This is a genomic window from Flavobacterium sp. (genome assembly GCF_035456225.1).
Taxonomy (GTDB): Bacteria; Bacteroidota; Bacteroidia; order Flavobacteriales; family Flavobacteriaceae; genus Flavobacterium.
On record NZ_DATIDM010000055.1, the window covers coordinates 1 to 18892 of the forward strand.

Consider the following 18892-nt stretch of genomic DNA (forward strand, 5'->3'; position numbering starts at 1 on the left):
CGGCTGAATGTTTTCCGCCTCCGTAGAAAAGGAAGAAAACGCAAACTAGTAAGGAAATTGATGCTAAAACAAAATTCGGCATACTAAATGTTCCTAAAAAATTTACGGCAACTGCCCCAATCAATATTGGTAATTGCGCCACAATAGCCCATCTTGTCAGTAATCCGAAGACAATCATAATTCCTCCCACCATATGTGCAGAAGCAATGTAATGAATCAGCAACATTTCACTTCCAAAATTCTGCATCGAATTCAAAATGATTTCATGTAGGTAGTGTTTATTGGTGATAAAAACCCCTCCCATGATAATTAAAAAGATTCCAAGTGCCACCCGCAACAAATCCAGCGGAAAACTGGTATGTGCGTTCGCCCATTTGTTTAAATTTTTTACAGCTTCCATGGTTTCTCTGATTTGATTTTTCTAAATTATTAATAACGAATTACTTAGTGTAATTTTTTCGTTAAAAGGAACTTTAAAATCGTTGAAGTGCTTTTTTGTGTGGAATTGGCTATGAATTAAAATAGTATATTTTTTAACCCATTTTAGAAGTATTAAAAATAAAAAAAAATCCCTGGATTTCAGGGATTTAATTATTTGTCGGAATCTTTGTTATTCTTGTAGGGATTTCCTGGGAGCAGTGTAAAACATTTTTTTTCTGTTGAAGTCTACTTGTTCCACAGTTGCTTTGTCGGATAGTTTTTTCCAGTTATTTGTAATGTCAATCCTTGCGGTTTTTCCGTTTAAGGTATATTCCAAAGGCATTGCAAAATTTGTTACGTCTGTTTTCCAGCGTACCTCCACATTTTGACCGTTCTGTTGCACTTCCAATTGAGGAATGTTTTTGTAACGTAAGTACTGATTGAAGACAGGGGTAAGGTTTATGCTGGTTTCTTTATTGAAAAAAGCAATAACGGTTTCTGTATCAATTATTTTATGGCGATACGTTTCAGAATATTTAAGAATTATTTTCCACCATTTTGCATCATCATTTACAATATGACGTAAGGTGTTCAACATCAAAGCTCCTTTATAATACATATCACCAGATCCTTCATTATTTACGCCATAATGTCCGATAATTGGTCTGTCGTTCCTAACATTTGCACCTTGTCCGTTAATGTATTGCATTGCTTTGTCATAACCTAATGTACATTCCACGAAAACCGCTTCGGAATATGTGGTAAATCCTTCGTGAATCCACATATCGGCAATATCTTTTGAAGTCACGCTGTTGCCAAACCATTCGTGACCTGTTTCATGGATGGTGATGAAATCAAAAGTTAATCCTACGCCGGTATGACTGTTGTCTCCTCCTAAATAACCTTTTAAATATTTATTTCCGTAGGCTACAGCACTTTGGTGTTCCATTCCTAAATAAGAAGTTTCCACCAATTTATAGCCGTCTTCTTTAAAAGGATAAGTTCCGAATTTCAACTGGAAGCAATCCATCATTCTTTTTACATCGGCGTCAAAATGCTTGCGGGCTTTTTCTTCGTTTTCACGCAATACATAATAATCCAGATCCAGTCCTTTATAATTGTCGTGGATATGAACGTAATCGGCAATATTAACAGTGATGTCGTATGTGTTTATCGGACTTTTAACTTCCCAATCCCAACGTGTATAACCGTTTTTTAAATTTTCTGATCCTAAAAATCGTCCGTTGGAAACATTCATCAATCCGTTAGGAACTGCCACTTTAATAGAAGATCCAAAATCAGGCTCATCACTTTGTGTGTCTTTAACGGGATACCATAAACTTGCTCCGGTTCCCTGCACGGCAACGCCAATCCAGTCTTTACCCTGAGCATCTTTTTTAAATACAAAACCGCCATCCCAAGGGGCATTTTTGGCAACCAATGGCTTTCCGGAGTAATAAAAACGGATTTTACTTTCCTGACCCGGTTGCATGGTTTCGTTTAAGTCGATGAAAACGGCATGATTATCTCTTTTGTATTTCAATTTCTTCTTATTGAAAACAATGCTGTCCACGTTCATGTTTTCAAACAAGTCGATCTGAATCTTATTTGTAGGTTCGGAAATTTTGAACCTGATATCATTATACCCAACAATTGAACGTTCTTCAGGATTTATTTTGATGTTTAAATCATAACGCTGCACATCAAAACTTGTTCGCTCGTGTCGTAAACCACCTTGTAATGAATCTTTTCTGGTGAAATTTTGAGCCGACACTTGTTGTAATCCTAAAAGGAGTAGGGAAGTGCATAGAATGTTTTTCATAGTTGTGTGTTTAAAATGACCTGTTTATGGAAAGTATAGGTAGCCGAATCTGTGATTTTGTTACTTCTTTTTATGATTTTTTGATTACTCATTGATTTTTATTTGCTGCAAAATCCATTCCAACTCGGGATCCCGCCCGTTAATTTTGTCTTCTAATGTTGGGATGATTGTTTTGTCAGGAAATATTCCGCGACCGTCAAGAGCTGTTTCATAGTTGGAGGAATTGAGCATTAATCCGAAACGAATAGTCAATTTGGAATGGGGAAGTTTGGAAACATACATTTTTCCTGCCACTGTTCCGTTGAAAGCTCCTCCGGTTTCTTCCCCTACGAACAAAGCCCTTCCGGATCCTTTCAGATTTGAGGAAATAAGACTGGAGGCTGAAATGCTTCCCCCATTAATCAAAACATAGATTGAACCATCAAATGCAACAGGACTGATAGCTTGTGGTTTTGTTTCTACACTGAAATAATAGTTTCCGTCTTCTTTTTTATGGGTTTTAAAAAACAGGTATGGAAAATAAATTGGGATGGCTAAAGCTTTGATTATCTTAAGTCCAAAAGGACTTTCTCGGAAGTATTCGCCGCTTAACATACTTGTTTTTGAAACTACTTGAGAATCATCCATGAAAATGAAAGTTTCATTGGCTAAAAAAGTATAGAGATAAGCTATTTCATCAAGTCTTCCGCCGGGATTGTCTCTTAAGTCAAGAATTAAGTTTTTTGTGCCGTACAGGTATATTTTGGTAAAACTTTCATTGTAAAAATCAGCGTAATTTCCAATTGAGAATTCTCTGATTTTGAGAATTGCTATACTGCTGTCTTTCTCCATGAACCGAAGATTTCTGTTATATGTTTCCGTAAGCGGATCATATCCGCGAATGTTTTTCTTATCCTTGTCGGCTTTATTTTGTGCCTTTTCTTTTTTCTTTCTTTGGTTGTCTGCTGTTTTAAGCGAATCAATTTCCTGCCTTTTTATTACTGTTTTTTTTAAGGTGTCATTATATTTTAAAACATATTGGATGCTATCCGTAAGTCCGTTTTCTAAAGTGTAATAGATTGGAAAACTTCTTGATAATTCATTTTTTATAAAGGTTTTGTTGAAGCCATCTCCGGTGAAACGTGTGGCATAATTTCGAAGAAGTTCAGGCGTGTTTTTATTGTTTATGCTCAATACTTCAGTCCCGGGTTTGATGGTTTTGTCGTGAGATTTATTGGCAATCATATACAACTTGTTATCCTGAATATCGAATTCAAATTGAGATAATGGTCCGGCCCCTTTTTTGGAGTAAGCCTTCTTCTCTTTTTTGGATAATCGTTTCGGTAGCGGAAAGATGATAGTGTGCCCTTGTTTTATGGATGCAATAACCGGGCTTATTTTCGTATAAAATTCGATACTGGACAGTGGTTTTGTGATGGTCGATTTTAAGCTGTCAAATTTATAATCCAGAGATTCTTTGCTGATATACCAATACAGTTTAGGGTGTAATTTTTTGAGTTTTTTGTAGGTATAGTCAACATCTGCTTTTAATTTCTTCTCCGCTATTACCTTTTCCGGATAGATGTTTTTATATCCGACCGAATTGCAACCCGCCATTAGGCACAGCGCCAAAGAAACAAAGAATATCTTTTTCATTTTAGAAGGATGTTGAAAATCGGCCCTCCTAAAATTACGAATTATTTTAAAAACTTGAGTTGAAACATGTGGAACAAATTTGCGATCAAATGCTAATCGCAGTTGTATTTGCCAACTTCATTTGAAAAAGCATTGAAAACTACAGGATCGAAAATATTGAAATGTGTGAAATAAATTCCATTACTATTGACTGTAATGGCGGCCGAGATAAATTTGCGATTCAAATCTTTAAAAAAGAGATTGAAAAAATAATTTGAAACATCATTTTTCCAAATTTCATCGGCTTCAACAGATTCTGGTTTAACATATAGTAATGGTTTGTAAATCTTTGTAACTGGCATATGCCGTTTGTGTTCAATCATGAAATAGTAATCCCCATTTGTGATTCTGCTTTTTATGGATTTACAATCTCTTTCGTCTTTGGAATAATAGAAATGCATGGTTTTAATGGAATCAAGATTCACATTCCATTTTTGGAGAGATTGTTTTAGCTTTTTTAGTTGCTCCTTTTCCAGACAACCAGGCGCTATTTTTTCATAATTTTTATAAAAAGCTTCTTCTAAAGTTGCATTTTCCGTGTTTACGTAGTTTTTGGGTTGAGATTTTACAATTTGTGATGTAAATCCAATTAATATGAAGAATAAAATTTTTTTCATGAAAATCTTTTCGGCAGACGGTTATATTGTTCTGAAGCCTAATATACAAAATAAAACCATGATCAATAAAAATAGCCTGACAGAATAAATCCGCCAGGCTAATATTTATAATACTATGATTTAAGCAATTAAACCTGAATCACACCTAGATTAAAAGGTTTCTCAATTGGAGCGTGGTTAGCTGCTTCGATACCCATGGAAATCCATTTTCTTGTATCAAGCGGATCAACGATAGCATCGGTCCATAAACGTGATGCGGCATAATATGGCGAAACCTGCTCGTCGTAACGCGATTTGATTTTATTGAACAATTCGGCTTCCACTTCCGGAGTAATTTCTTCTCCACGGGCTTTCATTGCCGATTCTTCAATCTGTAACAATACTTTTGCTGCCTGTGCGCCACCCATTACCGCCAATTCAGCACTTGGCCAGGCGAAGATCAGGCGAGGGTCGTATGCTTTTCCACACATCGCGTAATTTCCTGCTCCGTAAGAGTTTCCGACCACAACCGTAAATTTCGGCACAACTGAATTGGCTACAGCATTTACCATTTTAGCTCCGTCTTTAATGATTCCTCCATGTTCCGATTTAGAACCCACCATGAATCCTGTAACGTCGTGAACGAATACAAGCGGAATTTTTTTCTGGTTGCAATTAGCAATAAAACGTGTTGCTTTATCTGCCGAATCGGAATAGATTACACCTCCAAACTGCATTTCGCTCGGTTTGGTTTTTGCTCCGGTGGTTTTTACGATTTTACGTTGGTTGGCTACAATTCCGACTGCCCATCCGTCAATGCGGGCATACGCCGTGATGATGGATTGTCCGTAACCAGCTTTGTATTCATCGATTTCAGAATTATCAACCAAACGTTTGATGATTTCCAACATATCATATTGTTCGGCTCTCGATTTTGGAAGAAGTCCGAAGATTTCGTTTTCGTCCAATGCCGGTTTTTCAGCTTTTATTCTGTTGAAACCGGCTTTATCATAATCACCGATTTTTCCAACGATGTTTCTTATGGTATCCAAAGCGTCTTTATCGTCTTTGGCTTTATAATCGGTTACTCCGGAGATTTCGCAGTGTGTTGTCGCTCCTCCAAGTGTCTCATTGTCAATGGTTTCTCCGATTGCGGCTTTCACCAAATAACTTCCGGCAAGGAAAATACTCCCGGTTTTATCTACGATTAGCGCTTCGTCACTCATAATAGGCAAGTAAGCACCTCCGGCAACGCAGCTTCCCATTACGGCTGCAATTTGGGTGATTCCCATGCTGCTCATGATGGCATTGTTGCGGAAAATACGCCCGAAATGTTCTTTGTCCGGAAAAATTTCATCCTGCAACGGAAGATAAACTCCGGCACTGTCAACAAGATAGATGATAGGTAGTCTGTTTTCCATTGCAATTTCCTGTGCACGCAGGTTCTTTTTTGCAGTGATAGGGAACCAGGCTCCGGCTTTTACAGTAGCATCATTGGCTACAACCACACATTGTTTTCCGTTTACATATCCGATTTTAACAACAACGCCTCCGGAAGGACAACCACCGTGCTCTTTGTACATACCATCACCAACAAATGCGCCGATTTCAATGCTTTTGGAACCTTTGTCTAATAAATATTCGATACGTTCACGTGCCGTCATTTTTCCTTCGCCGTGGAGCTTTGCAATGCGTTTTTCACCACCGCCCAGTTTTACTTTGGCTAAACGCTGTTTTAAGTCGGAAAGTAAAAGTTTGTTGTGATCTTCGTTTTTGTTGAAGTTAATATCCATTTTGCTTTTATTTTTTAGCTGAAAAGTTGTAATTTTGGTTGGCTAAATTACGAAACTTTTTATTCTGAAAAGCAATCATTTTCCTTACTTTTCCGAGTTTCATGTTAATTACGAATTAACGTTGGCTTAACGTTAACTTAACATTGGAAAAGTACTTTTGCCCACAAAATTAATATAAGATGTCAATAAACAGTATTTTCCAATTTTTGGTACCGAAAGACAAAAAGTTCTTTCCATTATTTGAGCAAGCATCAAACAACTTAATATTATTAGCGGAAACGCTGCATGAAGCTGTAAATGCTCCAAAAAGCGAAAGAGAAAACTATTATAAGAAAATAGAAGAGTTAGAAGCCAATATTGAGGAGATTACTCATAAGACACATCTGGAATTAAGCAGAAACTTCATTACTCCGTTTGACAGGGAAGATATACACGCATTGATTAAAGCAATTGACGATGTGGCGGATTATATGCATGAAGGCGGAAGCAGAATGCGTTTGTATCAGGTAGAAAAGATTACGAAATCCATCCGTAAGTTAACAGAAATCAATCTTGAAGCTTGTCAGTTAATCGGTAAAGCGGTTCGTGAGCTGAAGGATTTGAAAAACCTTAAATCGATTACTGATGCATGTAAGCGTATCAATAAATTAGAAAGTAAAGCAGACAGCGTTTTTGATAAAGCCGTTGCGGATATTTTTGAAAACGAAACGGATGCTAAAAACATTATTAAATACAAAGAAGTACTTTCTTCATTAGAAAGAGCTTCTGACAAATGTAAAGGCGTTGCGAATGTTTTAGAATCTATCGTAGTTAAGCATTCTTAATTTCTTTTCAATCAGAAAGTATTTATGGATTTTACATTATTAGTCATAATCATTGTTTTAGCGCTTATCTTCGACTATATCAATGGTTTTCACGATGCGGCAAACTCAATTGCTACAATTGTCGCCACTAAAGTGCTTACGCCGTTTCAGGCAGTATTTTGGGCCGCTTTTTTCAACTTCCTTGCGTATTGGGTTTTTGGTTTTGGTGTTGCCGATACGGTAGCTAAAACAGCTCACACCGGAAGCATTAATTTAACGGTAATTTTGGCCGGGATTATAGCAGCCATTATTTGGAATTTGCTTACCTGGTGGAAAGGGATTCCGTCTTCATCATCACATACGCTTATCGGAGGTTTTGCTGGGGCTGCAATAGCGCACGGATTATCATCGGTTACCGATCCTGAACATGCAGGTTTTAAGATTGTTAACTGGTTAAAGGATGCCAAAGAAGGGGAGTTGCTGCCTACCGGGGTTTTAATCGTAATTCTTTTTATTGTTTTTGCTCCATTATTAGGTATGATCATTTCTTACCTTATATCGCTTTGGATGATGTATTCTTCTAAAAAAAGCATTTATCCAAAATTGGTTACCGTTTTGATAATGTTATTGGGAGTTTGGTTCTTGTCTTCAGTTTTACATCATTATGATAAAATTGAAAAACCCCGATTTGAAAGTCATTTTTGGAGTGTTGTAGCAGAACCGCATAATATTAAGTTCTTACTGGTAGGTTTTATCTTTTTTAGTTTATCTGTGTTTAACTTGGTTTTTAGTAGTTTTTCAGTAGCTAAATCGGAAGCCATCCTTAAAAAAATGCAGTTGTTGTCGTCAGCAGCTTTCAGTTTGGGGCACGGAGGTAATGACTCTCAGAAAGTAATGGGTATCATTGCTGCTGCAGTTGCCGTTTATATCAAAACAAATCCGGGCATTGATTTGTCCGCTGGTTTCTTAGATCTGAATGTTGATATTGATAAAGGAACTATGCCGGGTTGGATTCCGATAACCTGTTATACTGTAATTGGTTTGGGTACTTTAAGTGGTGGATGGAAAATTGTAAAAACGATGGGATCCAAAATCACGAAAGTTAACGCTTTTGAAGGTGTTGTAGCTGAATCGGCAGGAGCATTGACATTGTTTATGACAGAGCATTTTAAAATCCCGGTTTCAACAACGCACACGATTACAGGTTCTATTATTGGAGTAGGATTAACAAAAAGGGTTTCTGCAGTTCGCTGGGGAGTAACCGTTAGTTTGTTATGGGCTTGGGTGTTAACTATTCCGGTTTCGGCAATTATTGCAGCTATTACATATTATGTTTTAAATGCAATATTGTAATTATTGAGATTATTCTGATATATAAAAAAACCACGCCTATTGCGTGGTTTTTTTATGACTTGTTTTTAAATAATCTTTTTAATTACCCTGAGTTTGTGAGTGTGTCTTCCGGTATCGATATTGTAAATCCCGAGATGATCCAGTCGGTCAATGCGCACCTTTCCGTGAGCGTGAATAATGTAGTTGTCTTCCATCATTATTCCCACATGTGTAATTCGGCCTTCTTCATTATCGAAAAAAGCTAAATCACCGGGTTCACTTTCTTCAATGAAACTCAACGCTTCTCCTTGTGTAGCCTGTAGAGAGGCATCACGAAGCAAAGAATATCCGTTTAATTTGTAAACCATTTGTGTAAAACCTGAACAGTCAATACCAAAAGGTGTTTTTCCTCCCCATAAATAAGGTGCGTTCAAATACATGAATGCGGTTTTGATCAATTCCGATTTTGGTTTAACACCGCAGGCTTTCATTCCTTCAAAGGAAAACTGAGAAGTGTTAATTTCAGGATTGTCCAGAAAAGACAGGGAACTTCCTATAGAAATTGGTAACAGTGAATTGTTGTTTGTTGTGATGAATTCAATCAGGTCGGCACTCATAATACAGGCCGAATTAGACAGGTAATTGTAATTCGCTTCCGAAATCAGCTGAAACTGCTTATTATCAATCCAGCCTTCGTAAGTATCAAAAGCCAATTGGATTCTGGACCATTTGTCTGTTTGTTCTAAAATTTTGAAATGTTCGCCAAAAAGCACTTGAGAAACTAACTCGCTTCTGTCACTTGGTTCTGCACGTAATGGAACTATGGCTAAATTACAAATAGCAAACATTTAAGGGAATTATGAGTTAATAAATTATGAGTTATAAGCCGAACTCAAAAAGTTCTAAAACTCATAACCCATAATTCTTAAATTTATAATTGATTAAGCTCTTTCGATAACAATTGCTGAAGCACCACCACCGCCATTACAGATAGCAGCTGCTCCGATTTTAGCATTGTTTTGCTCTAAAACATTGATTAACGTAACAACGATTCTTGCTCCTGAACATCCCAGAGGGTGGCCTAAAGAAACTGCACCACCGTTTACGTTTACCTTATCATTGTCTAAGCCTAATATTTTGGCATTAGCTAATCCAACTACTGAAAAAGCCTCGTTGAATTCGAAGAAATCCACATCGGAAACTGAAAGTCCAGCTTTGTCTAATGCTTTTGGTAACGCTTTAGCAGGAGCAGTCGTAAACCATTTTGGTTCCTGTGCCGCATCTGCGTATGATTTGATGTAAGCCAATGGTTTTAATCCCATTGCGTTTGCTTTCTCTTCACTCATTAAAACAACTGCAGCGGCACCATCATTGATAGTTGAAGCATTAGCAGCCGTAACAGTTCCTTCTTTTGTAAATGCAGCGTTTAATGCCGGAATTTTATCCAATTTTACGTTTGAGTATTCTTCGTCTTTTGCGAAAACGATTGGATCACCCTTTCTTTGTGGAATAGATACAGGTACTACCTCATTGTTGAATTTACCAGCTTCCCAAGCTTTTGCAGAACGCTCGTAAGATTGGATTGCGAAAGCGTCTTGCTCTTCACGTGTGATTTTATATTCGGTTGCACATAAATCGGCAGAAACTCCCATAGCAGTGTTATCGTATGCATCGGTTAAACCGTCTTTCTGCATTCCGTCAACTAAAGTTGTAGGTCCGAATTTTGCGCCGTTTCTCATGTGTACATAGTGTGGAATCAAACTCATGTTTTCCATACCACCAGCAACGATTATTTCTGCATCTCCGGCCATGATAGCTTGAGCGCCCTGCATAATCGCTTTCATTCCTGATGCACATACTTTATTTACTGTTGTACAAACTACGGTATTGGGTAATCCGGCAAAGATAGCGGCCTGACGGGCAGGAGCCTGACCAACACCGGCCTGAACTACATTACCCATTATAACTTCTTCTACTAAATTCGGATCTAAATTGATTTTATTTAAAGCACCTTTAATTGCTGTTGCGCCTAATTGCGGAGCTGTAACGGTTGATAAACTACCCATGAAACTTCCAATCGGAGTTCTTACAGCTGATACAATAACTACTTTTTTATTCATGATATATTGTTGTTTATTCATTCAAGATGCGAATTTAACCAAAATTGTCCACATAACTAAATTTGAATCTAAGAATTGTGAGGTTTTTAAGGTTTAGGGCTAATTTGAGGTTTGAGCTTTAAAATTGCCATTTTTTTTATTTTTCTATTCGACTGACAATGAAATAGTTTTAAAATTTCTTTCCAAAAATTGAAAAAAAACTTAAGAAATAGTTGCAGAAACAATATCGTTAACATACATTTGCAACCGCAAAATAAGGATAAGTTCTTTGCAAACAGGAGAGGTGCCGGAGTGGTAACGGAGCAGATTGCTAATCTGTCGACGGGTAACCGTCGCCAGGGTTCGAGTCCCTGTCTCTCCGCTTTTTTTGCACGGGGTGTAGCGTAGCCCGGTCATCGCGCCTGGTTTGGGACCAGGAGGTCGCAGGTTCGAATCCTGCCACCCCGACGATAGTTTTCAGTATTCCCAATACAACTGAAAAAAGATTAAGGTCCCGTAGCTCAGCTGGATAGAGCAACTGCCTTCTAAGCAGTAGGTCTCAGGTTCGAATCCTGACGGGATCACAAAAAACCACTGAATTTCAGTGGTTTTTTTGTTTTTACTATGTTTTGAACTGTTACTCGATACAATTTAAATAGTTGATAAAGTACATTTCAGGGGAATAAGTCCCATTGATTTTTTCCGACTTTAGTTCTTTTTTGAAGATATAATCTACGGTTTCTGTAGAATACTTCACTTTCATTATAGTTACCGGATATTTTTTTAAATCTTCAAAGCCGTCTTTGCCGAACAGGAAATAATTGTTCAATAACCTAATGTTGTTTTTTTCTTTTTCGGCATAATTTAATTGACTGCAAATATCGCCACCGCTCAATAGGGTTACAATTTTGCCGTTTGACAATTGAAGGGATATTTTTGAGGATGTGTCAAAACATTTCGGATTTATAAAATCTTTGCTTTTTTGTAATAGCTGAAAATTAAGATAAGGAGTGCCGTCTGAATTAATCAGTGAAAAAAACACGAAATCACTCGAGTTTACAAAATCTTTTTCATGGATAAGATAATCAGGTGTTTTCTTTATGAAAGTAGAATCCGTTTTTTCATCTACGTCGTATTCACAGTTTTTTTGTTGGGCATTAGCGATGATTCCAATAAAAAAGAATAGGGCTGATACTAAATTTTTCATTTTTGTTTTTAAATTTTTTCGCAAAGTAAAACTATTTTATCATTATTTAGGTCGGTAGTAAAAAAGCAATATTCACTTCCGCCGTCTGTAATCTTCCATTTTTTTCGTATTTCATCCACAGACATAGGAAAATTACGGGTTGTTATGTTGGTTTTTTTACCTTCCAAATGCGTTTTAAGAGTCGTTTTATCAAATGGTAATACTTCTTTCACTACAAATTTCCTGCCAGGAAAATCAATTTCCGCATCTGAAGTATATAAATGAGAATGCTGATGCAGTTTTTCAATATCGTATGTAACCCCAATAGCTTCAAATGCTCCGGTTTTCATCATTGCGGCATTGGGCTCATAAAGGTATTTTTTGGGTAGCGAATAATTGGCTTGAGTATCATTTTTTCCATATTCGACAGAGAAAATGTCTGTTTTGTCTTTTGTTAAGGCTACTGCATTCAGTGTGATTTTATCAGTGTAATCTTTTTCAATTTCCCAAAGCAGTTCTTTTACTTCATTGTCTACGGCGATGCAATGGATTTTTTTAACAAATTTCAGTTCCGACAGTCCTGCGGTTATATCCAGTATTGGAGCTGTTTTTACCAAAATGTTATCGGAATACTCAAAATAGTCTTCTAAATGATATGGGACATTCGGCAAGCAGTCTTTCAGCATAAAAACTTTACCTTTTATGTCGCTTCGCCTGGAAGGATCAATGTAAATCCAACTCCATTTCATGTTTATTTTCTTTAGAATGTCCAGACTGTCTCCCTGATAGCATTCTATATTTCGCTGGTTTAGAATCTGATAATTGTGTCGGACAATCTTTGAAAGTTCTTCATTTATTTCGCAATGCGCTACTTTATTGAATTTTTGAGCAAAATAATAATCATCAATACCAAAACCTCCGGTGAGATCGATTAATGTTACGCCGTCAATGAGTGAAGCCTTATATTTTGCGGCTCTTTCAGAAGATGTTTGCTCTATAGAAATTTTTGACGGATAGATGATGTATTTATGTGAAAACCATGTTGGCAGTTTCTCTTTGGCTTTGTTTTTTGAAGCAATCTGATTTAATATATCATTCCATTTGATGTCTGGGAACGGATTTTTCATCAAGGCAATTTTGGTGAAATTGGCCTGTAAAGAATCAGTTATAAAGTCCTGAACGGCTGAATTTAAAAGCGGGGAATCCAAATTAAATGTTTTTAGTTAATATCCGGATGATTCTATTTTCCGGGATAAATTCTTTACCGATCACTTTTAGTGCAGTGTAGGTGGGAACAGCAAGGATCATTCCGGATATTCCAAACAGAAAACCACCAATTAGTATGATCAGAAAAATTTCTAAAGGATGGGAGTAGACACTGTTTGAAAAAATATACGGTTGACTGATGTTGTTGTCAATAAACTGAACTATCATGAATCCAATCATGATATATAAAGAATTCGGAAGCATTACGGTTGCGAAATCGGCACCTGCAAAACTGAGCATAGTAAGAAGGATAGCCAAGACATTTGCTATAAGCGGACCAATATACGGGATGATGTTCAAAATCGCACAGATGAAGGCAATGGTGATGGCGTTATCTATTCCAACAATTAAAAGCACTATCAGATACAGCACAAAAACAATTGACAGTTGTACCAAAATTCCAATAAAATAACGCGATAGCAAATGAGTAATTTTATCTATGGATGCCAATATTTTGTCTTCATGCGCATCCGGAATTACCTTTATAAAAATCAGTTTGAATAAACGCCGGTCTTTCAGCATAAAAAAAGTGATGAAGAAAACAGAAGCCAAACCAATACTGAAACTGCTAAGAAGATTAATGAATGAATTTATAAAGGAAGTTATAATGCTGAAGTTTAATTTTGAAGAAATATTCAGTTTTTTTAAAACTTCTTCGGCATTTATATGATGGGAATCCAAAAAAGCAGCCAATTGATTGGTTAATTCGAAAAAAACTTTTTCAAATTGTTCAGTGTCCAACAAGGAGAGGTTTTGTCCTTGAGAAATAAACAGTGGAATGAAAAGTAAGATAAACCCCGAAATTAGCATGACATAGAATAACATGGTCAGAACCACGGGCATAATGTTTTTTTTTAATTTGAGTTTTTGCTGAAAAAAATCCACAATCGGATTGCCGATCATCGCTAAAAGCAATGAGATTAAAATGTAGACAAGAACGGTTTTTATCAAATAAAGGACGTAAATCAAAATAGCGATTCCGGTCAGTTTGAAAATTGCCCCAAGAATACCGTTTGAAATATCTTTTGAAGTCATTTATTAATTGAGTTTAAACATTAAAAGTAAAAAAAAACTCGCTTATTAAGCGAGTTTTGATGATTTATTTTGGAATACCGTTATGGTTGCGCGAATGAGTTTCTTGCTCCTCCGGTTGAGAAAATAGCTAACATTCTTGATTTCTGACCATTAGAGAACATATACATTCCTCTGTCATCAGTGTAATCCATGTAGTTCATAGTCATTTCAATCGGAGTACCTGTACAAGTACTGTAGTGAGGGTAAGCCGGAACGCCATAGTTGGCAGTATTGTGTAATGGTGTGTCAGAAACCTGATCGTTTCCACAGGTAGTGTCACCCCAAATGTGACGTAAATTCATCCAGTGACCAACTTCGTGAGTTGCTGTTCTTCCTAAATTATAAGGATAAGTTGCTGTTCCTGTAGTACCGAAATATTTTGAGTCGATTACCACACCGTCAGTTGATGATGACCCGCCGGGGAATTGTGCATATCCTAAAATACCTCCACCGATTGTACAAACCCATAAATTAAGTTTTGTTGTTGGTGACGTTGGGTTCAATCCGCCTTGAGTTGTTTTTTTCATGGCATCGTTGGTTCCCCAAGATGTTTTTGTTGTAGATTTTCTGATAACCTGATCTAAAACGAATGAGATTCCAACATTTGCTTTTACTCCTGAGAAAGTAGACGGAACTTTATTGAAATCAGTGTTTGTCGCGTTGAAATCTTTGTTTAAAGCATCAATTTGAGATTGAATTTGTACCTGTGAAATGTTTTCTGCAGTGGTTTTGTATAGTACGTTAACTACTACAGGAATTTGAATTTTACCATTCACTAAACGACCTTCACGGATAGCTTTTTCAGTGAACGATTCAATTTCATTCATTTTAATGGCCAATTCAGGATGTTCTCTTAATTGATTTTCCAATACTTCATTTGAAGCACAGTTCCTTGTGGCATTTGTAGTTAAGTCATTTGTTGTAGAATTCTCTTCTTTGTTACATGAAATCAATGTCATTAACAAAGCAGCAGACAAAAGAATTTTTTTCATAAAATTTAAAGTTAGAGTTAAATAATTGGGTAAATGAATAATTTATTACAATAATATAACAATTTTTTTAAATTCAAAACGGGTATTATAAAAAAAGTATTACAGGATTATTTTTGTGAAATTTGCATAAAAATTAGAATTTGGCTGTAAAAAATATAATTATCGATGTTTGTGAAATTGTTTATTTAGGAAATATGTATAGAAAATTAGGCTACTGTTTCTGTTGAATTTGTTTTTGGTTTTAAAATGGAAATAAAAAGAGGCTGTCTCAAAAGTGAAACAGCCTCTTTTAAAATTGTTTGCGGCTTTTTTATGGCTGCGCGAATGAATTTCGAGGTCCTCCGGCAGCAAAAACAGCTAACATTCTTGATTTTTGCCCTTCAGAGAACATATACATGGCTCTGTCGTCTGTATAGTCCATATAGTCCATTGTCATTTCTACCGGTGTTCCTGAACAAGTACTGTAGTGAGGATACGCAGGAGCTCCGTAGTTGGCTGTATTGTGTAATGGAGTGTCGGCAACCATGTCATTACCACAAGTAGCGTCTCCCCAAATATGACGTAAATTCATCCAGTGTCCTACTTCATGTGTTGCAGTTCTTCCTAAATTAAATGGATAAGCGGCTGTTCCGGTTGTTCCGAATGCGTTGTCATCGATAACAACACCATCGGTAGCAGAAGAACCTCCCGGGAATTGTGCGTAACCTAAAATTCCGCCTCCCATATTGCAGCACCATAAGTTTAATACTGTAGATGGAGTAGTTGGAGGAATTCCTTTAGGTGATTTTTTCATGGCATCATTAGTGCTCCATGAAGTAGTGTTTGTAGATTTTCTAACAACACCTTGTAATACGAACGAAATGCCAATATTGGCTTTAACACCTGAAAATAGCGCAGGGACTTGATTGAAATCGGTATTGGCTCCATTAAAGTCCTTATTAAGCACATCAATTTGTGATTGGATTTGCGCTAAAGAAATGTTTTGAGCTGCAGTTTTGTACAGAACATTTACAACTACCGGAATTTCTATTTTACCGTTAACCAAACGCCCTTCTCTTATGGCTCTTTCGGTAAACGATTCAATTTCATTCATTTTTACAGCTAGTGCAGGATTGGCTTTTAATTGTTCTTCTAAAACTTCGTGAGAGGCGCAGCCTCTTTTTCCGGCAATTGAATTTTGTTCATCTTTTGTTGCTGATTCCTGATCCGTACAAGAAACCAACATTGCAAATACGGCTGTTGCTAAAAAAAAATTTTTCATAATTAGTAAGATTAAATTAAAATTGGTGAAATGATTTAAAAATCGTAAGCAATTTTAGAGATAAAACGATTAATTAAGAAAAATAGTATGTAATAGGTAAAAAAAATCGATGAAATATACGTTATTGTTATTTTGAAGTCCTGAAAGTTGATTTTTTGTTAAAAAAACTCAATATTTTTTGATCAGCTAATTGTTAAAAACGTAGTAAATCAAATTAGCTCCCATTTTAAGTGCTTTTGTGCGGACCTCATTAGGATCGTTGTGGACTTCCTGATTTTCCCATCCGTCTCCAAGATCCGTTTCAACAGTATAAAGAAGGACAATTCTTCCTTCGATGAAGATGGCAAATGCCTGAGGTTTTTTTCCATCGTGTTCGTGGATTTTTGGTAATCCTCCTGAAAAAACAAACGGCTTTTGAAAAACAGAATGTGATGAGGGTAATTCCACTAAAGGATTATCCGGGAATATTTTTATTATTTCTTTTCGGATGTATTGGTCCATTCCGTAATTATCATCGATATGTAAAAAACCTCCTGATGTAAGGTAGTTTCTCAAATTTACGATGTCGTTGTCGCTAAAAACCACATTTCCGTGACCGGTCATGTGTACAAACGGATACGAAAATAAATCCGGGCTTCCGGCTTCAACAGTAGGGATTTTAGTGTTGATTTTAGTATTGATATTCTGATTGCAGAATTTAGCCAGGTTTGGAAGTGAAGTCGGATTCGCATACCAATCGCCACCACCTGAATATTTCAAAAGTGCTATTTCCTGGGAAAATCCCAAATTCCAAACAAAGAAAATTCCAAGTAAAAATAGTTTTTTCATATTATTCGTTTGCAAAAACTACGCTGTGGCAAGCTACGACAGCAGCAGTTTCGGTTCGTAATCTTGTATTACCCAAAGATACCGGAATGTATTTGTTTTCTAACGCCAATTTGATTTCTTTTTCTGAAAAATCACCTTCCGGACCAATTAATATGGTGCATTTCTCTTTTGCCTGAACGGCTTCTTTTAATAATTTCTTATCGGTTTCCTCACAATGGGCGATGTATAAGTTGCCATTATGATTTTTGCCGATGAATTCTTTGAAAGATATCGGATCGTTCAGTTTCGGTAAATAGTACTGAAGTGATTGTTTCATTGCCGACTGAATAATCTTGTCAAAACGCTCCGTTTTTATCGTCTTTCTTTCGGAATGGTCACAGATAAGCGGAGTGATTTCGTGTATCCCGATTTCAGTCGCTTTTTCTAAAAACCACTCGAACCGCTCGTTCATTTTGGTTGGTGCTACAGCTAAATGAAGGTAAAAATCAGATGGTTTTTGGGTTTCTGTCGCATTGATTTTTACGGTGCATTTTTTCTCCGATGCTAATATGATTTCGGTGGTAAATAATAATCCTAAACCATTGGTTACGTGTAAAATATCGCCTTCTTTTTTACGTAAAACTTTAACAATGTGTTTACTCTCTTCTTTGTCGAAAGAAAACTCATTTAAAGTGGAATTTATGTCTGGAGTGTAGAATAGCTGCATATTAAAATTCGATACGTGCTTTAGATACCACAGAAGCATCTTCAAACTGGTTTTCCAAAAATTTATAATAACCAACAATACCAATCATGGCTGCATTGTCTGTAGTATATTCGAATTTAGGGATAAACGATTTCCATCCGTATTTTGCTTCGGCTTCTTTTAGTGTATTTCGGATTCCTGAATTTGCAGAAACCCCGCCACCAATGGCAATTTGGTTAATTCCGGTTTCGGCTACGGCTAATTTTAGTTTATCCATCAAAATCTGAATAATGGTATATTGAATGGAAGCACAGATATCATTTTTGTTCTCTTCAACGAAATTAGGGTTTTCAGCTACATGTTTTTGGATGAAGTACAAAATCTGCGTTTTTAATCCGCTGAAACTGAAATTCAAACCATCAACTTTTGGTTTTGTAAACTGAAAAGCTTTCGGGTTCCCGCTTTGTGCAAATTTATCAATCAGAGGTCCGCCGGGATAGGGAAGACCTAATATTTTGGCACTTTTATCAAAAGCTTCTCCCACAGCATCATCCGTGGTTTCTCCGATAACTTCCATATCGAAAAAACTTTTGACTTTGATAATCTGCGTGTGGCCTCCGGAAATTGTCATAGCTAAAAAGGGGAATTCCGGTTTGTCGTAACCCGCTTCATCGATAAAATGAGCTAAAACGTGAGCATGCATGTGATGAACAGCCACCAAAGGAATATTTAACGCCTGCGCCATTGATTTAGCAAATGAACTTCCAACCAAAAGCGATCCCATTAATCCGGGACCTTGTGTAAATGCAATTCCGGAAAGTTGTGATTTGTCGATATTTGCCTTTTTCAAAGCTACGTCAATAACCGGAACAATATTTTGCTGGTGTGCTCTCGATGCGAGTTCAGGTACAACACCTCCATATTCTTCGTGAATAGCCTGTCTGGCAACAATATTTGATAAAACTTTATCATTTTCAAGTACGGCTGCTGCGGTGTCATCACAGGAACTTTCGATGGCAAGTATGTAAATCGACGGTTTTGTCATAAAAAAGGCACGAAAT

17 protein-coding genes and 3 tRNA genes are annotated in these 18892 nt (G+C 36.7%); 5 read left to right on the forward strand and 15 right to left on the reverse strand.

All coding sequences use genetic code 11. From position 1 onward, the window contains the following. From VLB74_RS03155 to VLB74_RS03175, 5 genes are all read right to left on the reverse strand, one after another. Window positions 1-400 (reverse strand): DoxX family protein (locus VLB74_RS03155; RefSeq protein WP_325202011.1); only part of this gene is annotated, 400 nt, incomplete at its 3' end. A gap of 210 nt (window positions 401-610) precedes the next feature. Further along, window positions 611-2242, reverse strand: coding sequence for a M1 family metallopeptidase (locus tag VLB74_RS03160; RefSeq protein WP_325202012.1), 1632 nt, complete (start codon window positions 2240-2242; stop codon window positions 611-613). 84 nt (window positions 2243-2326) lie between these two features. Beyond that, a complete protein-coding gene (locus tag VLB74_RS03165; protein ID WP_325202013.1) occupies window positions 2327-3877 on the reverse strand; it encodes a S41 family peptidase in 1551 nt (516 codons plus the stop codon). A 92-nt stretch (window positions 3878-3969) separates the two neighbouring features. Continuing rightward, a complete protein-coding gene (locus VLB74_RS03170; RefSeq protein ID WP_325202014.1) occupies window positions 3970-4533 on the reverse strand; it encodes a hypothetical protein in 564 nt (187 codons plus the stop codon). 128 nt (window positions 4534-4661) lie between these two features. Then, a complete protein-coding gene (locus tag VLB74_RS03175) occupies window positions 4662-6305 on the reverse strand; it encodes an acyl-CoA carboxylase subunit beta (protein ID WP_325202015.1) in 1644 nt (547 codons plus the stop codon). Between the two features lie 179 nt (window positions 6306-6484). Here VLB74_RS03175 and VLB74_RS03180 point away from each other — a divergent pair, with 179 nt between their 5' ends. Together VLB74_RS03180 and VLB74_RS03185 are read left to right on the forward strand one after the other, a co-directional pair. After that, window positions 6485-7129 carry a DUF47 domain-containing protein gene (locus VLB74_RS03180; protein WP_325202016.1) on the forward strand — a complete coding sequence of 215 codons (645 nt, stop codon included), beginning with the start codon at window positions 6485-6487 and terminating at the stop codon, window positions 7127-7129. A gap of 24 nt (window positions 7130-7153) precedes the next feature. Continuing rightward, entirely contained in the window at window positions 7154-8461 is a 1308-nt protein-coding gene (locus VLB74_RS03185; RefSeq protein WP_325202017.1) for an inorganic phosphate transporter, read from the forward strand. A gap of 65 nt (window positions 8462-8526) precedes the next feature. Here VLB74_RS03185 and VLB74_RS03190 read toward each other — a convergent pair whose 3' ends face one another. Then, window positions 8527-9288, reverse strand: coding sequence for a C40 family peptidase (locus VLB74_RS03190; RefSeq protein ID WP_325202018.1), 762 nt, complete (start codon window positions 9286-9288; stop codon window positions 8527-8529). A 93-nt stretch (window positions 9289-9381) separates the two neighbouring features. Beyond that, window positions 9382-10560, reverse strand: coding sequence for an acetyl-CoA C-acyltransferase (locus VLB74_RS03195; RefSeq protein ID WP_325202019.1), 1179 nt, complete (start codon window positions 10558-10560; stop codon window positions 9382-9384). A gap of 277 nt (window positions 10561-10837) precedes the next feature. On the opposite strand from VLB74_RS03195, the gene VLB74_RS03200 reads away from it, so the two are divergent. From VLB74_RS03200 to VLB74_RS03210, 3 genes are all read left to right on the forward strand, one after another. Further along, window positions 10838-10921 (forward strand) — tRNA-Ser (locus VLB74_RS03200). An 11-nt stretch (window positions 10922-10932) separates the two neighbouring features. Next, window positions 10933-11007: transfer RNA gene (locus VLB74_RS03205), tRNA-Pro, on the forward strand. A 42-nt stretch (window positions 11008-11049) separates the two neighbouring features. Continuing rightward, window positions 11050-11123 (forward strand) — tRNA-Arg (locus tag VLB74_RS03210). Between the two features lie 53 nt (window positions 11124-11176). On the opposite strand, the gene VLB74_RS03215 is transcribed toward VLB74_RS03210, so the two are convergent. From VLB74_RS03215 to tsaD, 8 genes are all read right to left on the reverse strand, one after another. Then, on the reverse strand, window positions 11177-11746 hold the full coding sequence (locus VLB74_RS03215) for a hypothetical protein (RefSeq protein WP_325202020.1): 570 nt from the start codon (window positions 11744-11746) through the stop codon (window positions 11177-11179). Window positions 11747-11754: 8 nt separating this feature from the next. Beyond that, complete coding sequence (locus VLB74_RS03220) at window positions 11755-12933, reverse strand: THUMP-like domain-containing protein (RefSeq protein ID WP_325202021.1); 1179 nt, start codon at window positions 12931-12933, stop codon at window positions 11755-11757. A 1-nt stretch (window position 12934) separates the two neighbouring features. Next, complete coding sequence (locus VLB74_RS03225) at window positions 12935-14026, reverse strand: AI-2E family transporter (RefSeq protein ID WP_325202022.1); 1092 nt, start codon at window positions 14024-14026, stop codon at window positions 12935-12937. Between the two features lie 80 nt (window positions 14027-14106). Beyond that, on the reverse strand, window positions 14107-15057 hold the full coding sequence (locus VLB74_RS03230; protein WP_325202023.1) for a zinc metalloprotease: 951 nt from the start codon (window positions 15055-15057) through the stop codon (window positions 14107-14109). 310 nt (window positions 15058-15367) lie between these two features. Beyond that, a complete protein-coding gene (locus tag VLB74_RS03235) occupies window positions 15368-16318 on the reverse strand; it encodes a zinc metalloprotease (protein ID WP_325202024.1) in 951 nt (316 codons plus the stop codon). 186 nt (window positions 16319-16504) lie between these two features. Then, on the reverse strand, window positions 16505-17146 hold the full coding sequence (locus VLB74_RS03240; protein ID WP_325202025.1) for a DUF4159 domain-containing protein: 642 nt from the start codon (window positions 17144-17146) through the stop codon (window positions 16505-16507). Window position 17147: 1 nt separating this feature from the next. After that, on the reverse strand, window positions 17148-17852 hold the full coding sequence (locus VLB74_RS03245) for a 16S rRNA (uracil(1498)-N(3))-methyltransferase (protein WP_325202026.1): 705 nt from the start codon (window positions 17850-17852) through the stop codon (window positions 17148-17150). A 1-nt stretch (window position 17853) separates the two neighbouring features. Then, a complete protein-coding gene (gene tsaD, locus VLB74_RS03250) occupies window positions 17854-18876 on the reverse strand; it encodes a tRNA (adenosine(37)-N6)-threonylcarbamoyltransferase complex transferase subunit TsaD (protein WP_325202027.1) in 1023 nt (340 codons plus the stop codon). Between the last annotated feature and the right edge of the window lie 16 nt (window positions 18877-18892).

Coding starts and splice junctions, on each gene's coding strand:
- VLB74_RS03215 (WP_325202020.1), bottom strand. CDS start 11,746: ATGAAAAATTTAGTATCAGCCCTATTCTTTTTTATTGGAATCATCGCT.
- VLB74_RS03235 (WP_325202024.1), bottom strand. CDS start 16,318: ATGAAAAATTTTTTTTTAGCAACAGCCGTATTTGCAATGTTGGTTTCT.
- VLB74_RS03190 (WP_325202018.1), bottom strand. CDS start 9,288: ATGTTTGCTATTTGTAATTTAGCCATAGTTCCATTACGTGCAGAACCA.
- VLB74_RS03175 (WP_325202015.1), bottom strand. CDS start 6,305: ATGGATATTAACTTCAACAAAAACGAAGATCACAACAAACTTTTACTT.
- VLB74_RS03180 (WP_325202016.1), top strand. CDS start 6,485: ATGTCAATAAACAGTATTTTCCAATTTTTGGTACCGAAAGACAAAAAG.
- VLB74_RS03240 (WP_325202025.1), bottom strand. CDS start 17,146: ATGAAAAAACTATTTTTACTTGGAATTTTCTTTGTTTGGAATTTGGGA.
- VLB74_RS03185 (WP_325202017.1), top strand. CDS start 7,154: ATGGATTTTACATTATTAGTCATAATCATTGTTTTAGCGCTTATCTTC.
- VLB74_RS03160 (WP_325202012.1), bottom strand. CDS start 2,242: ATGAAAAACATTCTATGCACTTCCCTACTCCTTTTAGGATTACAACAA.
- VLB74_RS03195 (WP_325202019.1), bottom strand. CDS start 10,560: ATGAATAAAAAAGTAGTTATTGTATCAGCTGTAAGAACTCCGATTGGA.
- VLB74_RS03165 (WP_325202013.1), bottom strand. CDS start 3,877: ATGAAAAAGATATTCTTTGTTTCTTTGGCGCTGTGCCTAATGGCGGGT.
- tsaD (WP_325202027.1), bottom strand. CDS start 18,876: ATGACAAAACCGTCGATTTACATACTTGCCATCGAAAGTTCCTGTGAT.
- VLB74_RS03230 (WP_325202023.1), bottom strand. CDS start 15,057: ATGAAAAAAATTCTTTTGTCTGCTGCTTTGTTAATGACATTGATTTCA.
- VLB74_RS03170 (WP_325202014.1), bottom strand. CDS start 4,533: ATGAAAAAAATTTTATTCTTCATATTAATTGGATTTACATCACAAATT.
- VLB74_RS03225 (WP_325202022.1), bottom strand. CDS start 14,026: ATGACTTCAAAAGATATTTCAAACGGTATTCTTGGGGCAATTTTCAAA.
- VLB74_RS03245 (WP_325202026.1), bottom strand. CDS start 17,852: ATGCAGCTATTCTACACTCCAGACATAAATTCCACTTTAAATGAGTTT.